The 20,679-nt window shown below is 46.1% G+C and carries 13 protein-coding genes and 1 pseudogene; 2 read left to right on the top strand and 12 right to left on the bottom strand.

Annotated features, from left to right (window positions below; translation table 11 throughout):
- Positions 1–28: 28 nt before the first annotated feature.
- The 7 genes from AC04Q6_RS06420 to AC04Q6_RS06450 all read right to left on the bottom strand — a co-directional run bounded on the left by AC04Q6_RS06420 (position 29) and on the right by AC04Q6_RS06450 (position 6,380).
- On the bottom strand, positions 29–463 hold the full coding sequence (locus AC04Q6_RS06420; protein WP_021977005.1) for an RrF2 family transcriptional regulator: 435 nt from the start codon (positions 461–463) through the stop codon (positions 29–31).
- Between the two features lie 522 nt (positions 464–985).
- Positions 986–1,918 carry a cysteine synthase A gene (gene cysK / locus AC04Q6_RS06425; protein ID WP_119248087.1) on the bottom strand — a complete coding sequence of 311 codons (933 nt, stop codon included), beginning with the start codon at positions 1,916–1,918 and terminating at the stop codon, positions 986–988.
- A gap of 171 nt (positions 1,919–2,089) precedes the next feature.
- Positions 2,090–4,153 (bottom strand): sensor histidine kinase, encoded by a 2,064-nt coding sequence (locus tag AC04Q6_RS06430; protein WP_119248086.1) that lies wholly within the window; start codon positions 4,151–4,153, stop codon positions 2,090–2,092.
- A 213-nt stretch (positions 4,154–4,366) separates the two neighbouring features.
- Positions 4,367–4,696: a DUF4097 family beta strand repeat-containing protein gene (locus AC04Q6_RS06435; RefSeq protein WP_476389590.1), complete on the bottom strand. Its 330-nt coding sequence runs from the start codon at positions 4,694–4,696 to the stop codon at positions 4,367–4,369.
- Positions 4,650–5,378, bottom strand: coding sequence for a DUF4097 family beta strand repeat-containing protein (locus tag AC04Q6_RS06440; protein ID WP_476389591.1), 729 nt, complete (start codon positions 5,376–5,378; stop codon positions 4,650–4,652). The genes AC04Q6_RS06435 and AC04Q6_RS06440 overlap by 47 nt, the downstream gene beginning before the upstream one ends.
- Positions 5,371–6,063: a DUF1700 domain-containing protein gene (locus tag AC04Q6_RS06445; RefSeq protein WP_118061754.1), complete on the bottom strand. Its 693-nt coding sequence runs from the start codon at positions 6,061–6,063 to the stop codon at positions 5,371–5,373. The genes AC04Q6_RS06440 and AC04Q6_RS06445 overlap by 8 nt, the downstream gene beginning before the upstream one ends.
- The gene (locus AC04Q6_RS06450) at positions 6,060–6,380 is read right to left on the bottom strand and encodes a PadR family transcriptional regulator (protein WP_118061753.1); all 321 of its coding nucleotides are present in this window, start codon (positions 6,378–6,380) and stop codon (positions 6,060–6,062) included. The genes AC04Q6_RS06445 and AC04Q6_RS06450 overlap by 4 nt, the downstream gene beginning before the upstream one ends.
- 177 nt (positions 6,381–6,557) lie before the next feature.
- On the opposite strand from AC04Q6_RS06450, the gene AC04Q6_RS06455 reads away from it, so the two are divergent.
- Both AC04Q6_RS06455 and AC04Q6_RS06460 read left to right on the top strand, forming a co-directional pair.
- Positions 6,558–7,586, top strand: coding sequence for an N-acetylmuramoyl-L-alanine amidase family protein (locus AC04Q6_RS06455; RefSeq protein ID WP_242997033.1), 1,029 nt, complete (start codon positions 6,558–6,560; stop codon positions 7,584–7,586).
- A 14-nt stretch (positions 7,587–7,600) separates the two neighbouring features.
- Positions 7,601–8,734: a serine hydrolase gene (locus tag AC04Q6_RS06460; protein ID WP_118061752.1), complete on the top strand. Its 1,134-nt coding sequence runs from the start codon at positions 7,601–7,603 to the stop codon at positions 8,732–8,734.
- A gap of 58 nt (positions 8,735–8,792) precedes the next feature.
- Here AC04Q6_RS06460 and AC04Q6_RS06465 read toward each other — a convergent pair whose 3' ends face one another.
- The 5 genes and pseudogenes from AC04Q6_RS06465 to rpoB form a co-directional block, all read right to left on the bottom strand.
- Positions 8,793–10,019 (bottom strand): hypothetical protein, encoded by a 1,227-nt coding sequence (locus tag AC04Q6_RS06465; protein ID WP_118070879.1) that lies wholly within the window; start codon positions 10,017–10,019, stop codon positions 8,793–8,795.
- A gap of 85 nt (positions 10,020–10,104) precedes the next feature.
- Positions 10,105–10,920: a PP2C family protein-serine/threonine phosphatase gene (locus AC04Q6_RS06470; protein ID WP_021976216.1), complete on the bottom strand. Its 816-nt coding sequence runs from the start codon at positions 10,918–10,920 to the stop codon at positions 10,105–10,107.
- Between the two features lie 31 nt (positions 10,921–10,951).
- Complete coding sequence (locus AC04Q6_RS06475; protein ID WP_119248085.1) at positions 10,952–12,901, bottom strand: serine/threonine protein kinase; 1,950 nt, start codon at positions 12,899–12,901, stop codon at positions 10,952–10,954.
- A gap of 98 nt (positions 12,902–12,999) precedes the next feature.
- Complete coding sequence (rpoC, locus tag AC04Q6_RS06480; RefSeq protein WP_174087893.1) at positions 13,000–16,698, bottom strand: DNA-directed RNA polymerase subunit beta'; 3,699 nt, start codon at positions 16,696–16,698, stop codon at positions 13,000–13,002.
- 17 nt (positions 16,699–16,715) lie between these two features.
- Positions 16,716–20,572: pseudogene (rpoB, locus tag AC04Q6_RS06485) on the bottom strand (DNA-directed RNA polymerase subunit beta).
- Positions 20,573–20,679: the final 107 nt, after the last annotated feature.

The raw sequence follows: 20,679 nt of genomic DNA on the forward strand, positions 1-20,679 counted from the left end.
TAAAAAAAAGCTGCTTGCGCAGTTTTTTTTATATGATGTACTCGTCCGCCTTCACGGATTGCCAGTTCATCAGGTCTTCCAATGTTATATGATCCACCACACCTTTGATAGCATCGTCCAGCTTTTTCCAGAGGATCTGGGTGACACAGTTCTCCTCACGTTCACAGAAGGCTCCGTTGTCGTCCAGACATTCCACAGGGGAAAGGCTTCCTTCTGTGAGACGAAGGATCATTCCGACCGTGTATTTATCCGGGGTCTGCTGCAGTGCATAGCCGCCCTGAGGGCCACGGACACTGCGGACAAAGCCTGCTTTGTTCAGGATGGATATGATCTGCTCCAGATATTTATCTGAGATCTCCTGGCGCTTCGCCACATCCTTCAGGCGGATCGGTTTTCCTGTATAATTTGTAGCAAGATCCAACATCAGTCTCAGCGCATATCTTCCTCTTGTAGAAATCCTCATGTAATATTTACCTCCAATATTTCAGTATTCTTCTGATTTATAGCCTTTCGCTCTTTCTGTTATTGTGCAGCTGTTCGGCCGGAAATATTCCTCTGTATTCCATGACCGGCACCCTTCTCTGTGATGCACAGGCAGCTTCCTGTATCTTCTTTCATAGGAAGCAGAATCTGCTTTGCAGACTTTATTCTTTATATTGTTAATAGGTTTTGTTTGTTTTCTCTATTATACCCTAAAAAACTATCTGATACAAGTCAAGCGGATATTCGCAATCCGCTTTGCTACTTGCTCATAACCGAATAACTGCTTCGCAGTTTATCAGAAGGAGCCTGCACTCCTCCTGATACAAGCAAGTCCCCATCCAATGCTTATTGTTTTTCGCAACCCCGCAGGGGACTTACTTGATTCGGTAAAAATAAGAATAAAACCGGCGCTCCGGCAGCCTGCTTGGACAGGCATTCAGGAGCGCCGTAAATAATCCCGCAGGATCACGCTTCGGGGCAAAAGAAGCGGTCTTCGGATCGATTATTTTGTAAACAGTGGTGTGGAGTAGTAACGGTCTCCACTGTCCGGAAGAAGTGCTACGATCACTTTTCCCTTGTTCTCCGGGCGTTTTGCAAGCTGGATCGCAGCATAGAGAGCTGCACCGGAAGAAATTCCTGTAAGGATTCCCTCTTTCTTGGTGAGGAGTTTGGATGTCTCAAATGCATCCTCATTTTCTACTGCGATGATCTCATCATAAACCTTGGTGTCAAGTGTATCCGGAACAAAACCTGCGCCGATACCCTGGATCTTATGCGGGCCTGCTTTTCCCTCGGAAAGTACAGGAGAAGTTGCAGGCTCAACAGCTACAACCTTCACATTCGGGTTCTGGCTCTTCAGATACTCACCTGTACCTGTGATCGTTCCGCCTGTACCAACACCAGCTACGAAGATGTCTACCTTTCCGTCTGTATCGTTCCAGATCTCCGGACCTGTAGTCGCTGCATGTGCCTTCGGGTTGGCCGGGTTCTCAAACTGTCCTGGGATAAAGCTTCCCGGGATCTCCTTGGCAAGCTCCTCTGCCTTGGCAATGGCACCTTTCATTCCCTTGGCTCCGTCTGTGAGAACTACCTCTGCACCATATGCTTTCAGGATGTTTCTTCTCTCAACACTCATGGTTTCCGGCATGGTGAGGATTGTCTTATATCCCTTGGCAGCTGCGATAGCTGCAAGTCCGATTCCTGTGTTACCGGATGTTGGCTCGATGATGGTTGCGCCTGGTTTCAGAACGCCTTTCTGCTCTGCATCCTCGATCATTGCCTTACCGATTCTGTCCTTAACGCTTCCTGCCGGGTTAAAATACTCGAGCTTGGCAAGTACTGTAGCCTCAAGTCCCTCAGACTTCTCTACGTTCTTAACCTCTACAAGCGGTGTGTTTCCGATCAGTTCCAGTGCGCTTCCGTAAATTTTACCCATGGTGATATCCTCCTTAATTCCTTATCTCTATTCCCTTATTTCCTAGTAACTATATATGTTTTCTGTGATTTGATTGAATTATATCATAGTACAGGGATTTGTCAATACATTTCCGCCAAAAAAACGCAGGAATTTTTCTCCAGAAAAATCCTGCGTTTTGTGCTGTTTCATTTATTCTGTTTTTATAATTTGGGCCAGCAGACGCATCATCTCATCCACGTCCAGTGGCTTCGCCAGAAAACCATCCATTCCCGCTTCCTGTGCCTTCCGTCTGTCCTCATCATAAGCATTGGCTGTCATGGCAATGATCGGAATCTCAGCTCTCGAATCGTCCAAATCCCGGATCCTCTGTGTTGCCGTGTAACCATCCATATTTGGCATCTGGACATCCATCAGGATCACATCATAATATTTCTCCGGCATCTTTTTCAGTTCCTCAATACACTGGATGCCATCTTCCACATGTTTCACTTTTATTCCGGTTTCTTCAAGAACTGTCTCCGCAATTTCCGCGTTCAGTTCATTATCTTCCGCAAGAAGAATCCGTTTTCCTTCAAGCTTCTCTGTAATATCCGGAATATTCTGTTTCTCTTTTTCCCGAACCTGGTTTTCTAAACTGACAGGAAAAGAAAATTTCATAATAAAGCGGGTGCCTTTTCCCTCTTCACTTTCTACTTCGATGGTTCCACCCATCCGGTCAACCAGAGATTTTACGATTGGAAGTCCAAGTCCTGTGCCTGCAACTCTGGTTTCCGTAGAAGTATGTTCCCTGGAAAATTCCTCAAAGATATGTGGAAGATAATCCTGGCTCATTCCAATCCCGTTATCTTCTACAACAACTTTATAGTTTGCGTTTTTCTCATCCTCAGAATCCAGCTCATCAATGGATACTGTGATCTTTCCATGAGGATTGGTATACTTGATGGAATTGCTGACAACATTCAGAATAATTTCCTCCATCTTTGTTTTATCACACAGGATCTGATCGTGGACCACATTCAGGCTGCACTGATATTCCAGAGATTTTTTTGTAAGGGATGATTCAAAAACGGTGTTCATGGCTTCCACCATTTCACGGATATTTACACTTTCCGAACTTAGAGTGATCTTTCCACTTTCGATACGGGCCATTTCCAGAACCTGATTGATGATCGTCAGCAGAATATCGCTGGAAACCCTGATCTTTTTTATATAATCAAGAGATTTCTTTTCGTCATGAATGCTTTTTTCAAGGAGTCCGGAAAATCCTACGATGGCATTCATTGGTGTCCGGATGTCATGACTCATGTTAAAGAGAAATCTCGTCTTTGCCTCATTTGCTTTTCTGGCTTTTTCCGCGGACTTCCGGATTTCTTCTGTATACAGTTTTTCTCTCTGTTTTCTGTGAAGCATCAGATAACAGATCGCAGTGGCCAGAACCGCTATGCTTACAGCAACCAGAAAAACCAGTGCCTGCTGTTTCACGGTAACCCATCCGGTATGTGGAATAATCTCAAAATACCAGGTGTCATTTGGAACCTTACAGCTGATCTGTACAGCTCCTTTGTGAATCGCATCTCCCCCCTGGGCGATGATGGTTTTCTTTCCGGAATTTCCGTCTTTTTTCCACATCTGATAACAGTAGGAAGCATCGGTAAGCTTATCCAGTTCCAGTTCTTCCAGAAATCGGTTCCAGTCAAGTACCAGGATTGAGAATCCCCAGAAGGATTTTTCCCCGGATTTATCTGTAATATAAATCGGTTCAAACAACAGTGAGCCAAGGCCTCCCTGATTCAGCTCATAGGGACCGGCTATGGTATACTGGCCGCTTTTCATTGCCAGATTCGCTTCATGTTTACGGGCCGGACTATTTAGCATATCAATTCCAAAAGCTGCCTCATTTCCTTTCAGAGGATAAATATCCTTAACTACTCCGTCCGGTGCCAGTTCAATAGCCTTTATAATTTGAGAATCGTCGGAGATCATCTGCGACAGAGCTTGAAATTCTTTACTGTCCATCTGATGTCCGGATTCAATGATATTCTGAAAGAATTCTGAGACATCAAGATATCGGTTAAGCTGTGATCTTATCCGGTTCACGGTTGTTTCCGCTGTAAAAGCAGCTCGCATTTTCTCTTCATTTACAGTATTCCTGTTGAGCAGCTGTCCGCAGACGGATACTATAAAGAAGGAAATGATCCCTACGACCAGACAGTAGATCCTGATCTGTTTTGAAGTATTATCTTTTTTTATCATTTGATTTTTTTAACCTTCTCCTGCTCGGTATAACGTTACGTCAGATGTATATTTTACCATCCTCATATTTTGTTTACAACAAAAAGAATCTTCCAAACGGCAGTGTTTTTGTCTGCTGCTGTTCAGAAGATTTCTTTTATTGGATCATTCTTTATTATCTGGCGGATTCAGGGTCAGATGACTGTTCAGGCAGATATCTGCTATCCGCATTATCTACTTTGCAGATTCGGTTAACATAATATCTCCGTCGCTACATTTCACACTTAAAGTCGGTGCGGAAGTGCCTACTTGGTTCTCATAAACAGAGAAGTCTTCCTCATTGCTGGATTTTCCACGGGAAAGATCTCCTGTATCTACATCCCCGTCTGTGGTTTTCAGATAAATGTTGGTTTTATCCACGCTGCTCTTTTTCATTTGGATGGAAACATCTCCGTTGGAGCTGGTGATTTCCATATCTCCGTTGAAACTGCTGTTGCCCATCTGAAGCTCACCATCATCAAGAGAAATCTGGCCGTCTGTAAGATCTGCTCTTTTTATGCTCACATCTCCGCTTTCGGATTTCAGCTGCCATGTTATCCGTACACTGAAGCTCTTTTACATCCAGATCTCCGTCGCCAAGCTTTGCCTCAAATTTTTCAAACACGCCTTTGTCCAGCATCAGATCTCCATCGGAAAGTTGCGCTGTCATTTTTTCACATAAAAGCTGATCGGCAGTAAAATCTCCGTCCGAAAGCTGAATCTCAGCTTCCAGAAGCTGCGCTTTCTCCGGCACATAGAGAATCACTGTATTTACCGCATCTTCTTTCTGGGTCTGCTCTATATGTGTCCGAAAGACTCCCAGATCATATGTTATAAAATAACCTCCCGTTCCTCCTTCGGACTCCTTAAGTGTAAGTTCTCCGTCTTTATCCTCCCAGGTCAGGGGATCTTTCTTTCCGTTTTTCTCAAGTTTATATTCCATATAATAATGGTCATCATCCGAAGTCCGGATATCCAGGTCAAGATCCTCAAAATCTACATTCAGTTTTGTAAAATCATCGATCTGTTCTTTTTTCATAACTGCAAGGTTTTTATGAGCAGAAGAATTTCCTCCGGATACATACACATGATCTGAAGCATATGTGAAATCTTTTCCCCCGGCAAAATATCCTGCTGTAGAAAGAACGACTCCCGCCACACAGAGCGCTGTGCCTGTCATCAATGCTGTTTTTGCGATCTTATTCATTTCTTTGCACCTTCTTTCTTACAAATCGGTTTACCAGACGTCCGATTCCTGTTGCACACCATTTACAGATATATATGGTAAGCACACCGACCAGGATTCCGGCTCCTGCCATAAGAAATCCGCCGCCAACCATCATGCAGGCTGCTGCCACAGATTTCAGGATCAGTGTGGCTCCAAAACCGGCTACCATGATTCCTCCGGCTATGGTTGCGATGCTGGCCACACCCAGGGAAAAAATCACGGCTGCGATCACAACTACTACGGCAAACAATACTGCCAGCGCACTGAACATAAGTGCCAGACTTACCGGTGACGCACAGAGGACAAGAATTGCAAGGAGGATGATCTTACCCGGAGAACGTTTCTTCTTTGTAGAATCACTGGTTGAAGCAGCTGCATTTTGTCCTGCTGCACTCCGTCGGTTGCCGGAACCTTCTGCCGGCAGTTCCGTCTCTTTTTCTCCGGTACTGTCTTTCCCGTCTCCCACACTCTCCTGCAGAAGATTCAGAAGCAGTTCCCTGGCTGCTTCCTTCGGCTCGCCAAGTTCCTCCATTACCTGCTGCTCATTCTCCGGACCTGCCTCATCGAAATATTCCGAAAAATATTCAATGGCATTCTCATAATCTTCTTTCGGAAGCCGCTTCAGATATTTCCTGAGCTGCTCCATATACTCTTTCCTCGTCATTTTCGAAGTCTCCCTTCCACAATATCATCTATGGTATCGCGGTATTCTCTCCACTCTTTCCTCAGATATTCCAGATGACTGCGTCCTTCCTCTGTGATGGAATAATACTTGCGCTTCCTTCCCTGGAACTCCTCGGAATAAGTTGTCAGATATCCGCCTGTCTCCAGCTTCCTCAAAATAGGATACAGAGTTGATTCCTTAATCGATGCTACCATCTTCACAGTCTGACTAATCTCATATCCGTAGGAATCCTGCTGTTCCACAACAGAGAGGATCAGGCATTCCGTCAGCACAGCTGACACCGGATAGTAATACATACGCTCACCCCTTTATGTAATTATTTTATATATAAAATTTTTATATATAATTATTTTACATATATAGTATCATACTTTTCTCTTTTGTCAAGGAGAATTTCGCAATTGCTTTTTCCGAAGTCCTTCTTTATAATGTTTTACAAATACAAACTATTTTCCCAGAAAGGACATGATCTTATGGAAAAAAAGCCCCATCTGATGGCGATCGTCCTGTTTCTGACGGGTCTTATCTGTATTGGACTGCTTTTTGGCTTAAGTTACAAAACCTATCAGAAAATTGATGCCGCAGACCAGAAAATGACTTCCGTCATCGAACCGGTCAAAACGAAGCAGAAAGCCATGAAAGAAGATATTGACCTTTATACAGCCAAGATCGAAAAGAAACAGGCAGCCGACAAATATCTGCAGCAACGCTCCCAGACTGAACAGGCAGTAAAGAACAACACCGGCGAACACGAACGCGCACCGGAATCCGAAAACAGCCAGAAAAGTTCCAAACCTTCTGTTTTCAGTGAAGCCGGTGGTGAGGGATTCTCTGACGGAGACAGCGATACCACTGCTTCTGCTGCAAATGGTCACATCGTAGGAATTGATCCCGGACATCAGGGTGAAAACGTGGATATGAGCGCCACAGAGCCCAACGGACCTGGTTCCTCCACCATGAAAGCAAAAGCTTCTACCGGAACCAGTGGTTCTTTCAGCGGCCTTCCGGAATATCAGCTGAATCTGAATGTCTCTCTTCTTCTGAAAGATATCCTGGAGCAACATGGCTATCAGGTTGTAATGACAAGAACTGACAATGATACTGCGATCAGCAACAAGGAACGTGCGGAGCTGGTAGCATCCCAGGGTGCAGAAATCTGTGTACGTGTCCATGCAAACGGCGATGATTCTTCTTCTGTTTCCGGCGCACTGACCATGTGCCCATCACAGCAGAATCCTTATGTTTCCAGTCTCTATGACAGTTCCAACCGTCTTTCCCAGTGCATCATTGATTCCTACTGTGCAGCTACCGGTTTTCAGAACCGCGGTATTATCTATACAGATACCATGACAGGAATCAACTGGAGTACCATACCGGTTACTATTGTGGAAATGGGATTTATGACCAATCAGAATGATGATCTGAAGATGGCAGATTCTTCCTTCCAGCAGACAATGGCCGAAGGGATCGCCAATGGAATTGATGCTTATTTTCAGCAGTAAAAGGAGTATTTCTTATGAAAAAAAATGTATTTTTATATGTTGTGATCGCAGTGCTTGCCGTTGCCCTGGTGGGTTTGGGTGCACTGAATGTCCGTTCACTGAACAAGCTTGAATCTCTTCAGTCCAAGGTTTCCGACCTTCAGAAAAATGTTCAGGAAGTTTCTGATTCTGCTGCTGAGCTGAGCAGCAAGGCAGATCAGCTGGATGCTCTTTATGCGGATGATCCTACCGTTGAAAGTGCAGCAGCTGCCGCTTCCCCGGATTCTCAGGATTCCAGCTCTCAGGAGCAGAATTCTGATTCTTCCACAGATTCTTCCGCAAGCCAGGAAAGCGCAGCAGCTTCACAGGAAGAGGGCACTCTGTCTCCTTCCAGTGGAAGCAGCACTTTTACCGATAATTCCGACTCCAGCATGGACAACGTACTGAGTCAGGTACAGTCACTTCTTCCGACTGATAACGGTACCTGGTCCGTATATGTATGTAATCTTGCAAAAAATACCGAAGGTGCCATCAATGATCAGAAGATGCAGGCTGCCAGTCTGATCAAGCTGTATATCATGGGTGCTGTATATGAAGATTATGACAGTCTTTCCACAACTTACGGAAAAGAAACCCTGGATAACAACCTGAATTCCATGATCACAGTCAGTGATAATGACGCGGCAAACAAGCTTGTCAACTGTCTCGGAGGCGGTGATGACGCAGCCGGAATGGCGCGTGTCAATAAATTCTGCCAGGATCATGGATACACCAACACTTCCATGGGACGTCTCCTTCTTGCAGATAATTCCAATGGAGATAATTACACCTCTGTAAAAGATTGCGGAAAATTCCTGAAGACCATCTATCAGATGGACAAGGGCAGCGCGGCAGAAGATACTCTTGCAGGTGCGGAATACATGTACCACCTCCTGAAAATGCAGACAAGAACCAACAAAATCCCCGCTCAGCTGCCAGAAGGTGTAAAAGTCGCCAACAAGACCGGAGAGCTTGACACTGTGGAGAATGATGCCGGTATCATCTACGATACTGCAAAGGGAATCGACCTTGTGATCTGCTTCATGTCACAGGATCTTAACGATACCGCCGCGGCACAGAATACCATTGCTCAGGACAGCCGTTCCATTTACGGTTATTACAACGAATAAAGCACAGACAAAAAAGGATGACGCGCCAGATACGCATCATCCTTTTTTATTCTTCTTTTCAGTTCTTCTCTTCCCCTTCTTCATAGGATTTCTCCCAGATCTCGGAAAAAACTGCCAACGGACAGTCTGTCAGCAGACACATGAGGATGAAACACTCATATGGATTTACTATGTAGATCTCACCCATGCCGCATCGTGCCAGGATTTCCTGGATCTCATCCAGAAAATAGCGGTATCTTGTATATGGATCATCATCTGCCATCTCCTGAGAGATCACAAAAAATTCCAGCGTGATCAGATCAAATCGTTCTACCGGAAACTTATGGTTCAGAATGTTATTGATCCTCTGGCGGCTGAACCGCTTCTGGCTGAAATGTTTTGCCAGAATAGAAGCGGACATTTTTTTCAGATTTCCCATCTTGTTGATAGGGATACCGCTGCAGATGACCTTCTCCAGATCTGAAGCGCTGATATTCTCAGGCTTCCAGATCTTTTTGCCACCGTTTTCCTCTTCATCCTGCTGGTACATGGCTGCAATGATCTTACGGGCACGTTCCAGAAGGATCATAAATTCCTGAAAAGCCTGACTCTTTTCCGATTTCGGATCGTCGCATCTGCCTTTCAGAAATGCCAGATATTCCAGAAGTTTCTCTTCACTGTCCAGACAGAGACCTGTTCCGTATACAACCTCACCGGTCTTTTTTTCCGTGGGTGTCAGTTCTTTATAGATTTTTTTATATTCTTCTGCCTTATAATAGCCAAGATGGTTATGATAGCAATACCAGTAAATTACTTCCTCCGGATTATGAAAATCAAAATCCTGTTCCCGAAGCACCCTGGTCAGAAAATCCGATACATCCTCCGTACTCATGCGGAGCCCGAACCCAAGAAGAAAAACAGTCTCACGTTTCACAGAAGCCTGGGTCAGCCAGTTGTTCACCAGAGAACTCAGCTTGGCAGAAGTCGGGGACATGGATTTCGGTGTGTAAGTCTCTTTAAAAGATTCCACCACAATATCCCTGTAAACCTCCTGGGGTACCTGGGAAAAAGGTTCTTCCAATTCTGCACGCTCATAAACATATCTTTTCAGATAATCGCCAAAAGAAACCAGTTCCATTTCTTTATAAAGATAATGAAAAATAACATCTGCATCCTCATCCTCAAAGGAATCCAGACTGACAACCTGGCGGAACTTCTGTGCCGCCTTTCTGGTAAATTCAAAATCCTTCACAGAATCGAAGGCAACTGTCTGTTCAAAATCAAGATCCTGCATTCGATTTCTCATCGCAAATTCTCCTTATCCCTTATATTCCTCACCGGCAGACTGAGCCGGTTGGAAGCAATGCCGCTCTTTATTACCGGCAGAGTTTCTACCGCCCGGTGCTGTGCCGTTCTGCCCATCGTTTGAGAGGATTTTTTTCTTCATAGCCGTTGATCTGGGCAAGGATCATCGTTACATTATCTCTTCCACCTCTGGACAGCGCCATTTCAAGAAGCTCTTCTACTTTTTCTTCCGCGGTACCGGTTTTGCTCAGGATTTCCTGTATTTCTTCATCTGACAGCATATCCGTTACGCCATCTGAACAAATCAGATAACTGCTTCCCGTCTGATAGCCGATCTCCACAATGGATGGTTCCAGAGCCATGTTTTCCTCCTGAAAACCCAGGTACTGTGTCAAAGGAGCTTTTCCAAGCATTTTTCCACTGATCACATGATCCGTAGATATCTGCTGCAGTTTTCCCTGAAAATGGCGGTAAATACGACTGTCCCCAAGATTACAGGCATAGATCGCTTTTTCACTGAAAGACAAAAGTGCCATCGTAGTTCCCATGCTGCTGATACGATTTTCCCTGCTGTATCTGCATACTGCTTCATTCATATTTGCACAGGCTCCTGTGAGAAAAACCACCGGCTCTTTTTTGAGGCTTTTTTTATTTTCTTCATAAAAACCACCCAGTGCTTCCACGGCTGCAGAGGCTGCCATCTCACCACAGCTTTCCCCTCCCATGCCATCAAAAACTGCCAGTACGGGAAGCTGCCAATGCTGCGTATGACCTGCCAGGATTCCGTCAACTCCCTGGTTGTGCACTGGCAGCCGCACTCCGCAGCACCAGAAATTATCCTCATTATTCGTCCTCACCTTTCCGGTGTGACATGTATATGCATAATCAATCTGATAGGCCATTCTTTTTCCTTTCGTAAAAACCCCTTCGACATTATTGCTGAAGCTCCATTACAGAATTACTCCAGTATTTGTCTCCCAGTTCTACATATTTGTCGTTATCACTCTCTTTATCATGAACCTTACCATCTGCATCGATCCATCGGATCAGAAGGCCGTCCTGATAATAAAAATACTGTTTTTCATCTCCGTCCCATACATAAGTATAAAACATCTGCTCGCCCCAGTAAAAATATTCCTCATAAACGCCATCTGCGGAACTGCCGGGATATACAAGTACTTTGGCGATCTCTCCTGATCCGTTATAAAAGCGCAGGCGATCCCCCTCTGTGCCTTCACGTCTATAACTGTCCAGAGCATTTTCTATGGTTGTCGCATGGTCACGTATCGTTTCCATTGCCTGTGCGAAGCTTTTATCTGCATCGTCTACAGTGCCGAAATTTCCTTTGTTCAGAGCATCAGAATCATCGGAATCTGTATACGAAGGTTCCCCGTTGTCCGAAGGTTTCCGTATCGTTCGTACCGCAATGATCCCGCCGATCAGCACAACAATGATCCCGGCTGCTATGAGCATTCTGAAAATGCCTTTCCGCCTCTTTCCGTCATCGGTATTTCCACCATTCTCTGACACGGATCCTTCCCACTCCTGGAGATTCTGGTCACGGTCGTCTTCCAGATCTGTGATAGAAGTAACTCTGGGCTTTACAGCTCCGGTTTTTCTTATACCGGGTTCTGGCTGACGGGAAAATCCTGACTGATAACCGGACAGACTATCTCTTTCGGATACTGTTTTTCCGGATGCAGATTTTTGAGGATTCTGTATTGTACTCTGAGCCTTTGGCCTATTCCGGGCTGCATTTTTTGCTATTTCTCCGGCTGTCGGTTTCTCCGGCTGTACAGATACCGGCGCAGGATTTCTACGTGCCTGACGGATTGCCTCCGTATTCAGTTGACTTGTTCTTGCCAGCTGTCTGGCTGCACCCTCCTGGAGAAACTTCGGCATGGACTCCGGAACAGGTCTTTCCTCCACTGGTTTCGGTTTCTCATGAACTCCCTGTTCTCTGTTTGCCGTTCCATACCGGATTTCTTCCAGTGCTTCCCGAAACTTATCAGGAGTCTGATATCGTTCTTTTGCATCATAAGCACAGGCTTTTAAGATAACGGAGCCGAAAGCCTCTCCCGCATCCACAGGTGCAGGCGGTGTTTCGCCTGACATCCTCCTCGTGAGCGCGTTTTCCTTATCTCTGTATGTGATCAGCTGTTTTTCAAGATTCAGAAACGGAAGCCTGTTATGATTCATCAGTTTATATAACACCAGGCCAAGTGCATAAATGTCCACTCTGCTGTCGTACTGTTCTCCCCTGTACATCTCCGGCGCCATATAGGAATAAGTTCCCTTTTTGGAAAGGGTACTCATGGTTTTTTCCAGTTCTCTGGCGATTCCAAAGTCTCCCAGCTTGAAATCCCCGAACCTGGATACAAAAATATTCTCAGGCTTGATATCCCTGTGGATAATGTGAAGCTGCCCGCAGTATTCCAGTGATTTACAAAGGTCTATGCCAAGCTTCATCACTTCTTTTTCTGTGAGATTTTTTCCCGCATAATATTCCATGAAGCTTGTGAGATATTCCATGCGGATAAAAATATCCCATCCGATCTCGTCCAGATATTCCATTACCTTGTAATCTTCTACAGATACAATATGGGAATTTCCCCGGAAATACTCCATGGTGCTTACTTCCTGAATGCACTCCTCCACCAGATTTTCGAAATAACCGCGGACGGATCTTTCATCGCCGGATTCTGAGCGCACACTGTCCAGTTCCCCTTTACTGGCGGGGATTGTGATTATCTTAATTGCCGAGTAAAAAGAACGTCCCTTCTCTGTTCTCTGAGCTTTATACACTCTTCCAAAAGAACCTTCCCCGATCTTACTTATGATCTTCCATTCCGGCCACGGGGAAATTGGCAGTTCCTTGTCCATCGCAATCCCTCCTCTCTCAGAAAATCCCTGCTTATAAACAGAAATCTCCCTCCGGATTTCCGGGGGGAGATTTATTTATATTAGCAAGGTATATTGACTTATTCTTCTACCGGTGCAGTTTCCTCTGCTGTCTCTTCAACAGCAGCGGTCTCTTCCTCCGGAGCAGTCTCAGTCTTCTCTTCCTCTACGGAAATTTCCTCTGTATCCTCAGGCTCCTCGGAAGCTGTTTTTACTTCCGGCATTCCTGTGTCAAGACTGATCTCACTGTAACGCTTCATACCTGTACCTGCAGGAATCAGCTTACCAATGATAACGTTCTCTTTCAGACCGATCAGCGGATCGACCTTACCTTTGATAGCAGCCTCTGTCAGGACTTTTGTTGTCTCCTGGAAGGATGCTGCTGACAGGAAGGAGTTTGTAGCAAGGGATGCCTTGGTAATACCAAGCATAACCTGTTTGCCCTCTGCCGGCTGTTTGCCCTCTGCCTCAAGTTTCTCGTTAACTTCCTCAACATCAAGGACATCAACAAGTGTTCCTGGCAGGAACTCTGTATCTCCGTTATCCTCGATACGGATCTTCTTCAGCATCTGATGAACGATAACCTCGATATGCTTATCGTTGATCTCAACACCCTGCAGACGATATACACGCTGAACCTCGCGGATCATGTAATCCTGAACTGCACGAACACCCTTAATTCTCAGGATATCATGCGGATTTACACTACCTTCTGTCAGCTCATCGCCGGCCTCAAGAACCTGTCCGTCAAGGACTTTGATACGGGAACCGTATGGGATCAGGTAAGTCTTGGAATCACCTGTCTCCGGATCATTTACGATGATCTCACGTTTCTTCTTAGTGTCGTTGATCGTGGCAACACCTGGGATCTCTGTGATGATCGCAAGACCCTTCGGCTTTCTTGCCTCAAAAAGCTCCTCGACACGAGGAAGACCCTGTGTGATATCTCCACCGGCAACACCACCGGTATGGAACGTACGCATGGTCAGCTGTGTACCTGGCTCACCGATAGACTGTGCTGCGATGATACCAACGGACTCACCAACCTGTACCGGCTCACCGGTAGCCATGTTCGCACCATAACATTTCGCGCAGACACCAACCTTGCACTTACAGGAAAGGATGGTACGGATCTTCAGTTTGTCGATCGGTCCGCCTGTTGTGTTGCTTACGCCCTCTTTCATAATACGGGCAGCACGCTTCGGTGTGATCATGTGGTTCGCCTTAACAAGGATTTCTCCGTCTTTATTCTTAACTGTCTCACAGGAGAATCTTCCTGTGATACGCTCCTGAAGGCTCTCAATCTCTTCTTTTCCGTCCATGAATCCACGAACTTCCATTCCGGAGATCTCTGCTCTGTTCTCACAGCAGTCAGCCTCACGAACGATAAGATCCTGGGATACATCAACAAGACGTCTTGTCAGGTATCCGGAATCGGCTGTACGAAGAGCGGTATCGGAAAGTCCCTTACGAGCACCATGCGCAGACATGAAGTACTCCAGTACGTCAAGACCTTCACGGAAGTTAGACTTGATCGGAAGCTCGATAGTATGACCGGTTGTATCAGCCATCAGTCCTCGCATTCCGGCAAGCTGTTTGATCTGCTTATCGGAACCACGGGCTCCGGAGTCAGCCATCATGAAGATATTGTTGTACTTATCAAGACCTGTCAGAAGGGCTTTTGTAAGCTCATCATCGGTCTTCTTCCAGGTATCAACAACCTCTTTATAACGCTCTTCCTCTGTGATAAGACCACGTTTGTAGTTCTTTGTAATACGGTCAACAGTATCCTGAGCCTGCTTGATCATCTCCGGCTTCTGCGGCGGCACGGTCATATCGGAAATGGATACGGTCATGGCTGCACGTGTGGAGTATTTATAACCCATAGCCTTAACAGAGTCAAGTACCTCGGCTGTCTTTGTTGCTCCGTGTGTATTGATAACTTTTTCAAGGATCTGCTTCAGCTGTTTCTTACCTACAAGGAAGTCAACCTCAAGAAGCAGTTCGTTTCCAGGTACGCTTCTGTCTACGAATCCAAGATCCTGCGGAAGGATCTCGTTGAACAGGAAACGTCCCAGTGTAGAGTGAACATTGCCGCTTAAAACAGTTCCGTCCGGCATTGTCTTATGGCAGCGTACAATGATCTTGGTCTGAAGTGTGATGACCTTGTTCTCGTATGCGAGGATTGCCTCGTTGATACTCTTGAAGAACTTGCCCTCACCCTTGTTTCCAGGTCTCTCCTGAGTCAGATAGTAGATACCAAGGACCATATCCTGTGAAGGAACAGCTACAGGACCACCATCAGACGGTTTCAGAAGGTTGTTCGGTGATAACAGAAGGAAACGGCACTCTGCCTGTGCTTCCTGGGAAAGCGGAAGATGTACGGCCATCTGGTCACCATCGAAGTCTGCGTTGAACGCTGTACAAACAAGTGGATGAAGCTTGATCGCCTTACCTTCTACAAGAATCGGCTCGAACGCCTGGATACCCAGACGATGCAGTGTAGGTGCACGGTTAAGCATAACCGGATGCTCTTTAATGACGTCCTCAAGGACATCCCATACTGCAGGCTCAAGTTTCTCTACCATCTTCTTGGCATTTTTGATATTGTGAGATGTTCCGTTAGCAACAAGCTCTTTCATAACGAAAGGTTTGAACAGCTCGATGGCCATCTCTTTCGGAAGACCACACTGATAGATCTTCAGCTCCGGTCCTACAACGATTACAGAACGTCCGGAATAGTCAACTCGTTTACCCAGAAGGTTCTGACGGAAACGTCCGGATTTACCTTTCAGCATGTCGGAAAGGGATTTCAGGGCTCTGTTTCCAGGTCCTGTTACAGGACGTCCACGGCGTCCGTTATCGATCAGGGCATCTACAGCCTCCTGCAGCATACGCTTCTCGTTGCGGACAATGATATCCGGAGCGCCAAGCTCCAGAAGTCTTTTCAGACGGTTATTTCTGTTGATGATTCTTCTGTAAAGATCATTCAGGTCAGATGTTGCAAAACGTCCTCCATCCAGCTGTACCATAGGACGAAGATCCGGTGGGATAACCGGGATCACAGTCATGATCATCCACTCAGGACGGTTGCCGGACTCACGGAAGGACTCTACAACCTCAAGACGTTTAATGATTCTTGCACGTTTCTGGCCTGTTGCATCAACAAGCTCTGCTTTCAGCTCTGCGGAATCTTTCTCAAGATCAATAGCTTTCAAGAGCTCCATGATGGACTCAGCACCCATACCTACGCGGAAGCCTTCGCCGTAAGACTCTCTTGCTTCCTGGTACTCACGCTCGGTGAGTACCTGTTTGTACATAAGGCCTGAATCAGCAGGATCCAGAACGATATAGTTTGCAAAGTAAAGCACTTTCTCCAGTGTTCTTGGAGAAATATCAAGGATCAGACCCATACGGGACGGAATTCCTTTGAAATACCAGATATGAGATACAGGAGCTGCAAGCTCAATGTGTCCCATACGTTCTCTACGAACGGCAGATTTGGTTACTTCAACACCACACCTGTCGCAGACAACGCCTTTATAGCGAATTTTTTTATACTTTCCACAGTGACACTCCCAGTCCTTGCTCGGTCCGAAAATTCTTTCGCAGAAAAGACCGTCCTTCTCAGGCTTCAAGGTTCTGTAGTTGATTGTTTCAGGTTTTAAAACCTCACCGTGTGACCACTCTCTGATCTTCTCAGGGGACGCCAGTCCGATCTTGATGGCATCGAAAGTCATTGGCTGATATGTTTCATTGGCGTTGGTTGTTTCTGCCATGTATTCTTTCCCCTTTCTTATTCCTCATCATCAAAGGACTCTTCAAACTCGATCATGTCCTCATCTTCTTCCAGGTCTTCATCTTCTTCTACATTGACAAGCTCTTCTCCGCTAAACTCCTGCTTGGTATAGCCGTGTTTACCGAAGGACTCCTCATCTCTGCGTCCTCTGGAATCGCCCTCAATGACATGACGAAGATCTGTATCTCCGTAATCAGAAGTCTCCATAATGTGTACCTCTGATCCGTCCTCGCTGAGCACACGTACATCCAGACCAAGAGACTGAAGCTCTTTAAGAAGTACCTTAAAGGACTCAGGAATACCTGGCTCAGGAATGTTATCGCCTTTGATGATCGCTTCATAGGTCTTAACACGTCCGATCACATCATCAGACTTCACTGTCAGGATCTCCTGCAGTGTATAGGAAGCACCATATGCCTCCAGTGCCCAAACCTCCATCTCTCCGAAACGCTGTCCACCGAACTGAGCTTTACCACCCAGAGGCTGCTGTGTTACCAGGGAGTATGGACCTGTGGAACGTGCATGGATCTTATCGTCTACCAGATGATGCAGTTTCAAGTAGTGCATGTGACCGATAGTTACAGGGCTGTCAAAGTACTCTCCTGTACGTCCGTCACGAAGTCTTACCTTACCGTCTCTGGAGATCGGAACGCCCTTCCAGAGTGCTCTGTGAGCTTTATTCTCATCCAGATACTGCATAACATCCGGTGCAAGAATGTCTTTATATTTCTCACGGAATTCCTCAAAGTCTTCCGTATTTACGTAATCGTTGGCAAGTTCCAGAGTATCCTGGATATCAACCTCGTTAGCGCCATCGAATACAGGTGTTGCGATATTGAAGCCAAGTGCTTTGGCAGCAAGGCTTAAGTGGATCTCCAGGACCTGTCCGATATTCATTCGGGAAGGTACACCCAGAGGATTCAGCACGATATCAAGGGGACGTCCGTTCGGAAGGAATGGCATATCCTCAACCGGAAGTACACGGGAAACGACACCCTTGTTACCATGACGACCAGCCATCTTATCACCAACGGAGATCTTTCTCTTCTGTGCAATATAAATACGTACTGCCTGATTTACTCCAGGGCTCAGCTCATCGCCGTTCTCTCTTGTAAATACCTTGGCATCTACGATAATACCATATTCACCGTGCGGTACTTTAAGGGAAGTATCACGTACCTCTCTTGCCTTCTCACCGAAGATGGCACGAAGGAGACGCTCCTCAGCAGTAAGCTCTGTCTCTCCCTTAGGAGTAACCTTACCAACAAGGATATCACCGGCACGTACCTCAGCACCGATACGGATGATACCACGCTCATCCAGATCTTTCAGAGCATCATCGCCGACACCCGGAACATCACGTGTGATCTCTTCCGGTCCCAGCTTGGTATCACGGGATTCTGCCTCATATTCCTCGATATGGACAGATGTATAAACATCATTCTGTACCAGTCTCTCGCTAAGCAGAACGGCATCCTCGTAGTTATAACCTTCCCAGGTCATAAATCCGATCAGCGGGTTCTTACCAAGTGCAAGCTCACCATTGGATGTAGACGGACCATCTGCGATAACCTGTCCGGCCTCAACATGCTCTCCCTGGAACACGATCGGTCTCTGGTTGTAGCAGTTGCTCTGGTTGCTTCGCATAAATTTGGTCAGATGATAATCATCCTTTGTTCCGTCATCATTCTTAATGGAGATATCTGTAGATGTGGAACGAAGTACGGTACCTGCTTTTCTTGCAACAACGCATACACCGGAGTCAACGGCTGTCTTGGTCTCCATACCTGTACCAACAACCGGAGCCTCTGTTGTAAGAAGCGGAACGGCCTGACGCTGCATGTTGGATCCCATCAGCGCACGGTTCGCATCATCGTTCTGCAGGAACGGAATCAGGGCTGTAGCAACGGAGAATACCATTCTAGGAGATACGTCCATGTAATCAAACATGTGCTGCTCGTACTCCTGTGTCTCTTCACGGTAACGACCGGATACATTCTTATGAATGAAGTGGCCTTCCTCATCCAGAGGCTCATTCGCCTGTGCTACATGGTAATTATCTTCCTCATCCGCTGTCATGTATACAACCTCATCGGTTACACGCGGGTTGGAAGGATCGCTCTTGTCGATCTTTCTGTACGGAGCCTCTACGAAACCGTACTGATTGATTCTTGCATAGGATGCAAGGGAGTTGATAAGACCGATGTTCGGTCCCTCAGGAGTCTCGATCGGGCACATTCTTCCGTAGTGGGAATAATGTACATCTCGAACCTCGAATCCGGCTCTGTCTCGTGACAGACCGCCAGGTCCCAGTGCGGAAAGTCTTCTCTTATGAGTCAGCTCACCAAGCGGGTTGTTCTGATCCATGAACTGTGACAGCTGGGAAGAACCGAAGAACTCCTTAACTGCTGCAGTTACCGGTTTGATATTGATCAGGGACTGCGGAGAAATGCTCTCTGTGTCCTGTGTTGTCATTCTCTCACGTACCACACGCTCAAGTCTGGAAAGACCGATGCGGTACTGGTTCTGAAGCAGCTCACCGACAGCACGGATACGACGGTTACCCAGGTGGTCGATATCATCATCGTTACCAAGGCCATACTCCAGATGCATATTGTAGTTGATGGACGCAAGGATATCTTCCTTGGTGATGTGTTTCGGGATCAGGTCGTGGATATCACGTTTGATCGCCTCACATCTGTCCTCAAATGTGTCATTTTCTTCCAGAATTTTTTCGAGTACCGGGTAGTATACTAATTCTGTAACACCCAGGGACTTCGGATCCTCAAGCTCCGGCAGATAGTGACGGATGTCAACCATAAGGCTGGAAAGGACTTTGATCTCTCTCTCCTCACCCTGAATCCACACATACGGAACTGCGGAATTCTGTAAAGTATCAGCAAGCTCTTTTGTAACAAGTGTCTCAGCCTCTGCAAGGATCTCACCTGTTGTTGTATCTACAACATCCTGGGAGAGCTTGTGGCCTACGATACGTTTGTTGAAATGAAGCTTCTTATTAAATTTATAACGTCCGACTTTGGCAAGGTCATATCTTCTCGGATCGAAGAACATTGCCATGATCAGGCTCTCTGCGCTCTCTACTGCAAGCGGCTCGCCCGGACGGATCTTCTTATACAGCTCAAGGAGACCTTCCTGATAGTTTGTGGAAGTATCCTTGGTAAAGCTGGCAAGGATCTTTGGCTCTTCACCAAACAGATCAATGATCTCAGCATTGGTTCCAATGCCCAGTGCACGGATCAGAACAGTGATCGGAACCTTTCTTGTTCTGTCTACACGTACATAAAATACATCATTTGAATCTGTCTCGTACTCCAGCCATGCACCTCTGTTCGGAATTACAGTACTGGAAAACAGTCTCTTACCAAGTTTATCATGAGCGATTGCGTAGTAGATTCCAGGGGAACGTACTAACTGGCTGACAATAACACGCTCAGCACCATTGATAACAAAGGTACCTGTAGCAGTCATCAGCGGTAAATCTCCCATGAAAATCTCGTGTTCGTTGATCTCTTCTGTTTCCTTATTGATCAGCCTTACTCGAACCTTCAAAGGTGCGGCATAAGTCACGTCACGTTCTTTACACTGCTCGATGGAATATTTCGCATCTTTTTCATCATATGTGAAATCGATGAATTCCAGACTGAGCTTTCCGCCGTAATCTGCGATCGGAGAAATATCATCGAATACTTCTTTTAAACCTTCGTCAAGAAACCACTGGTAGGAATCTTTCTGAACTTCGATCAGGTTTGGCATTTCCAGGACTTCTTTTTGTCTCTGGTAGCTCATACGCATCTCTTTCCAGTTTTTACAGAACGAATTCTGTTTTTTTCCATTGACGTTTCACCCCTGTTTTTTTATTATTTATTACAACATGATCCCGCCTGACCTTTAGGCAGGCATATCTAGCCATAATATAGCATCCTCCACTTTAACATAAGAA

The sequence above is a fragment of the Blautia sp. HA9023 genome, assembly GCF_056504095.1.

Excerpts from the sequence above, each read along its gene's own strand:
- AC04Q6_RS06420 (WP_021977005.1), bottom strand. The coding sequence starts at position 463 with ATGAGGATTTCTACAAGAGGAAGATATGCGCTGAGACTGATGTTGGAT.
- cysK (WP_119248087.1), bottom strand. The coding sequence starts at position 1,918 with ATGGGTAAAATTTACGGAAGCGCACTGGAACTGATCGGAAACACACCG.
- AC04Q6_RS06430 (WP_119248086.1), bottom strand. The coding sequence starts at position 4,153 with ATGATAAAAAAAGATAATACTTCAAAACAGATCAGGATCTACTGTCTG.
- AC04Q6_RS06440 (WP_476389591.1), bottom strand. The coding sequence starts at position 5,378 with ATGAATAAGATCGCAAAAACAGCATTGATGACAGGCACAGCGCTCTGT.
- AC04Q6_RS06445 (WP_118061754.1), bottom strand. The coding sequence starts at position 6,063 with ATGACGAGGAAAGAGTATATGGAGCAGCTCAGGAAATATCTGAAGCGG.
- AC04Q6_RS06450 (WP_118061753.1), bottom strand. The coding sequence starts at position 6,380 with ATGTATTACTATCCGGTGTCAGCTGTGCTGACGGAATGCCTGATCCTC.
- AC04Q6_RS06455 (WP_242997033.1), top strand. The coding sequence starts at position 6,558 with ATGGAAAAAAAGCCCCATCTGATGGCGATCGTCCTGTTTCTGACGGGT.
- AC04Q6_RS06460 (WP_118061752.1), top strand. The coding sequence starts at position 7,601 with ATGAAAAAAAATGTATTTTTATATGTTGTGATCGCAGTGCTTGCCGTT.
- AC04Q6_RS06465 (WP_118070879.1), bottom strand. The coding sequence starts at position 10,019 with ATGAGAAATCGAATGCAGGATCTTGATTTTGAACAGACAGTTGCCTTC.
- AC04Q6_RS06470 (WP_021976216.1), bottom strand. The coding sequence starts at position 10,920 with ATGGCCTATCAGATTGATTATGCATATACATGTCACACCGGAAAGGTG.
- AC04Q6_RS06475 (WP_119248085.1), bottom strand. The coding sequence starts at position 12,901 with ATGGACAAGGAACTGCCAATTTCCCCGTGGCCGGAATGGAAGATCATA.
- rpoC (WP_174087893.1), bottom strand. The coding sequence starts at position 16,698 with ATGGCAGAAACAACCAACGCCAATGAAACATATCAGCCAATGACTTTC.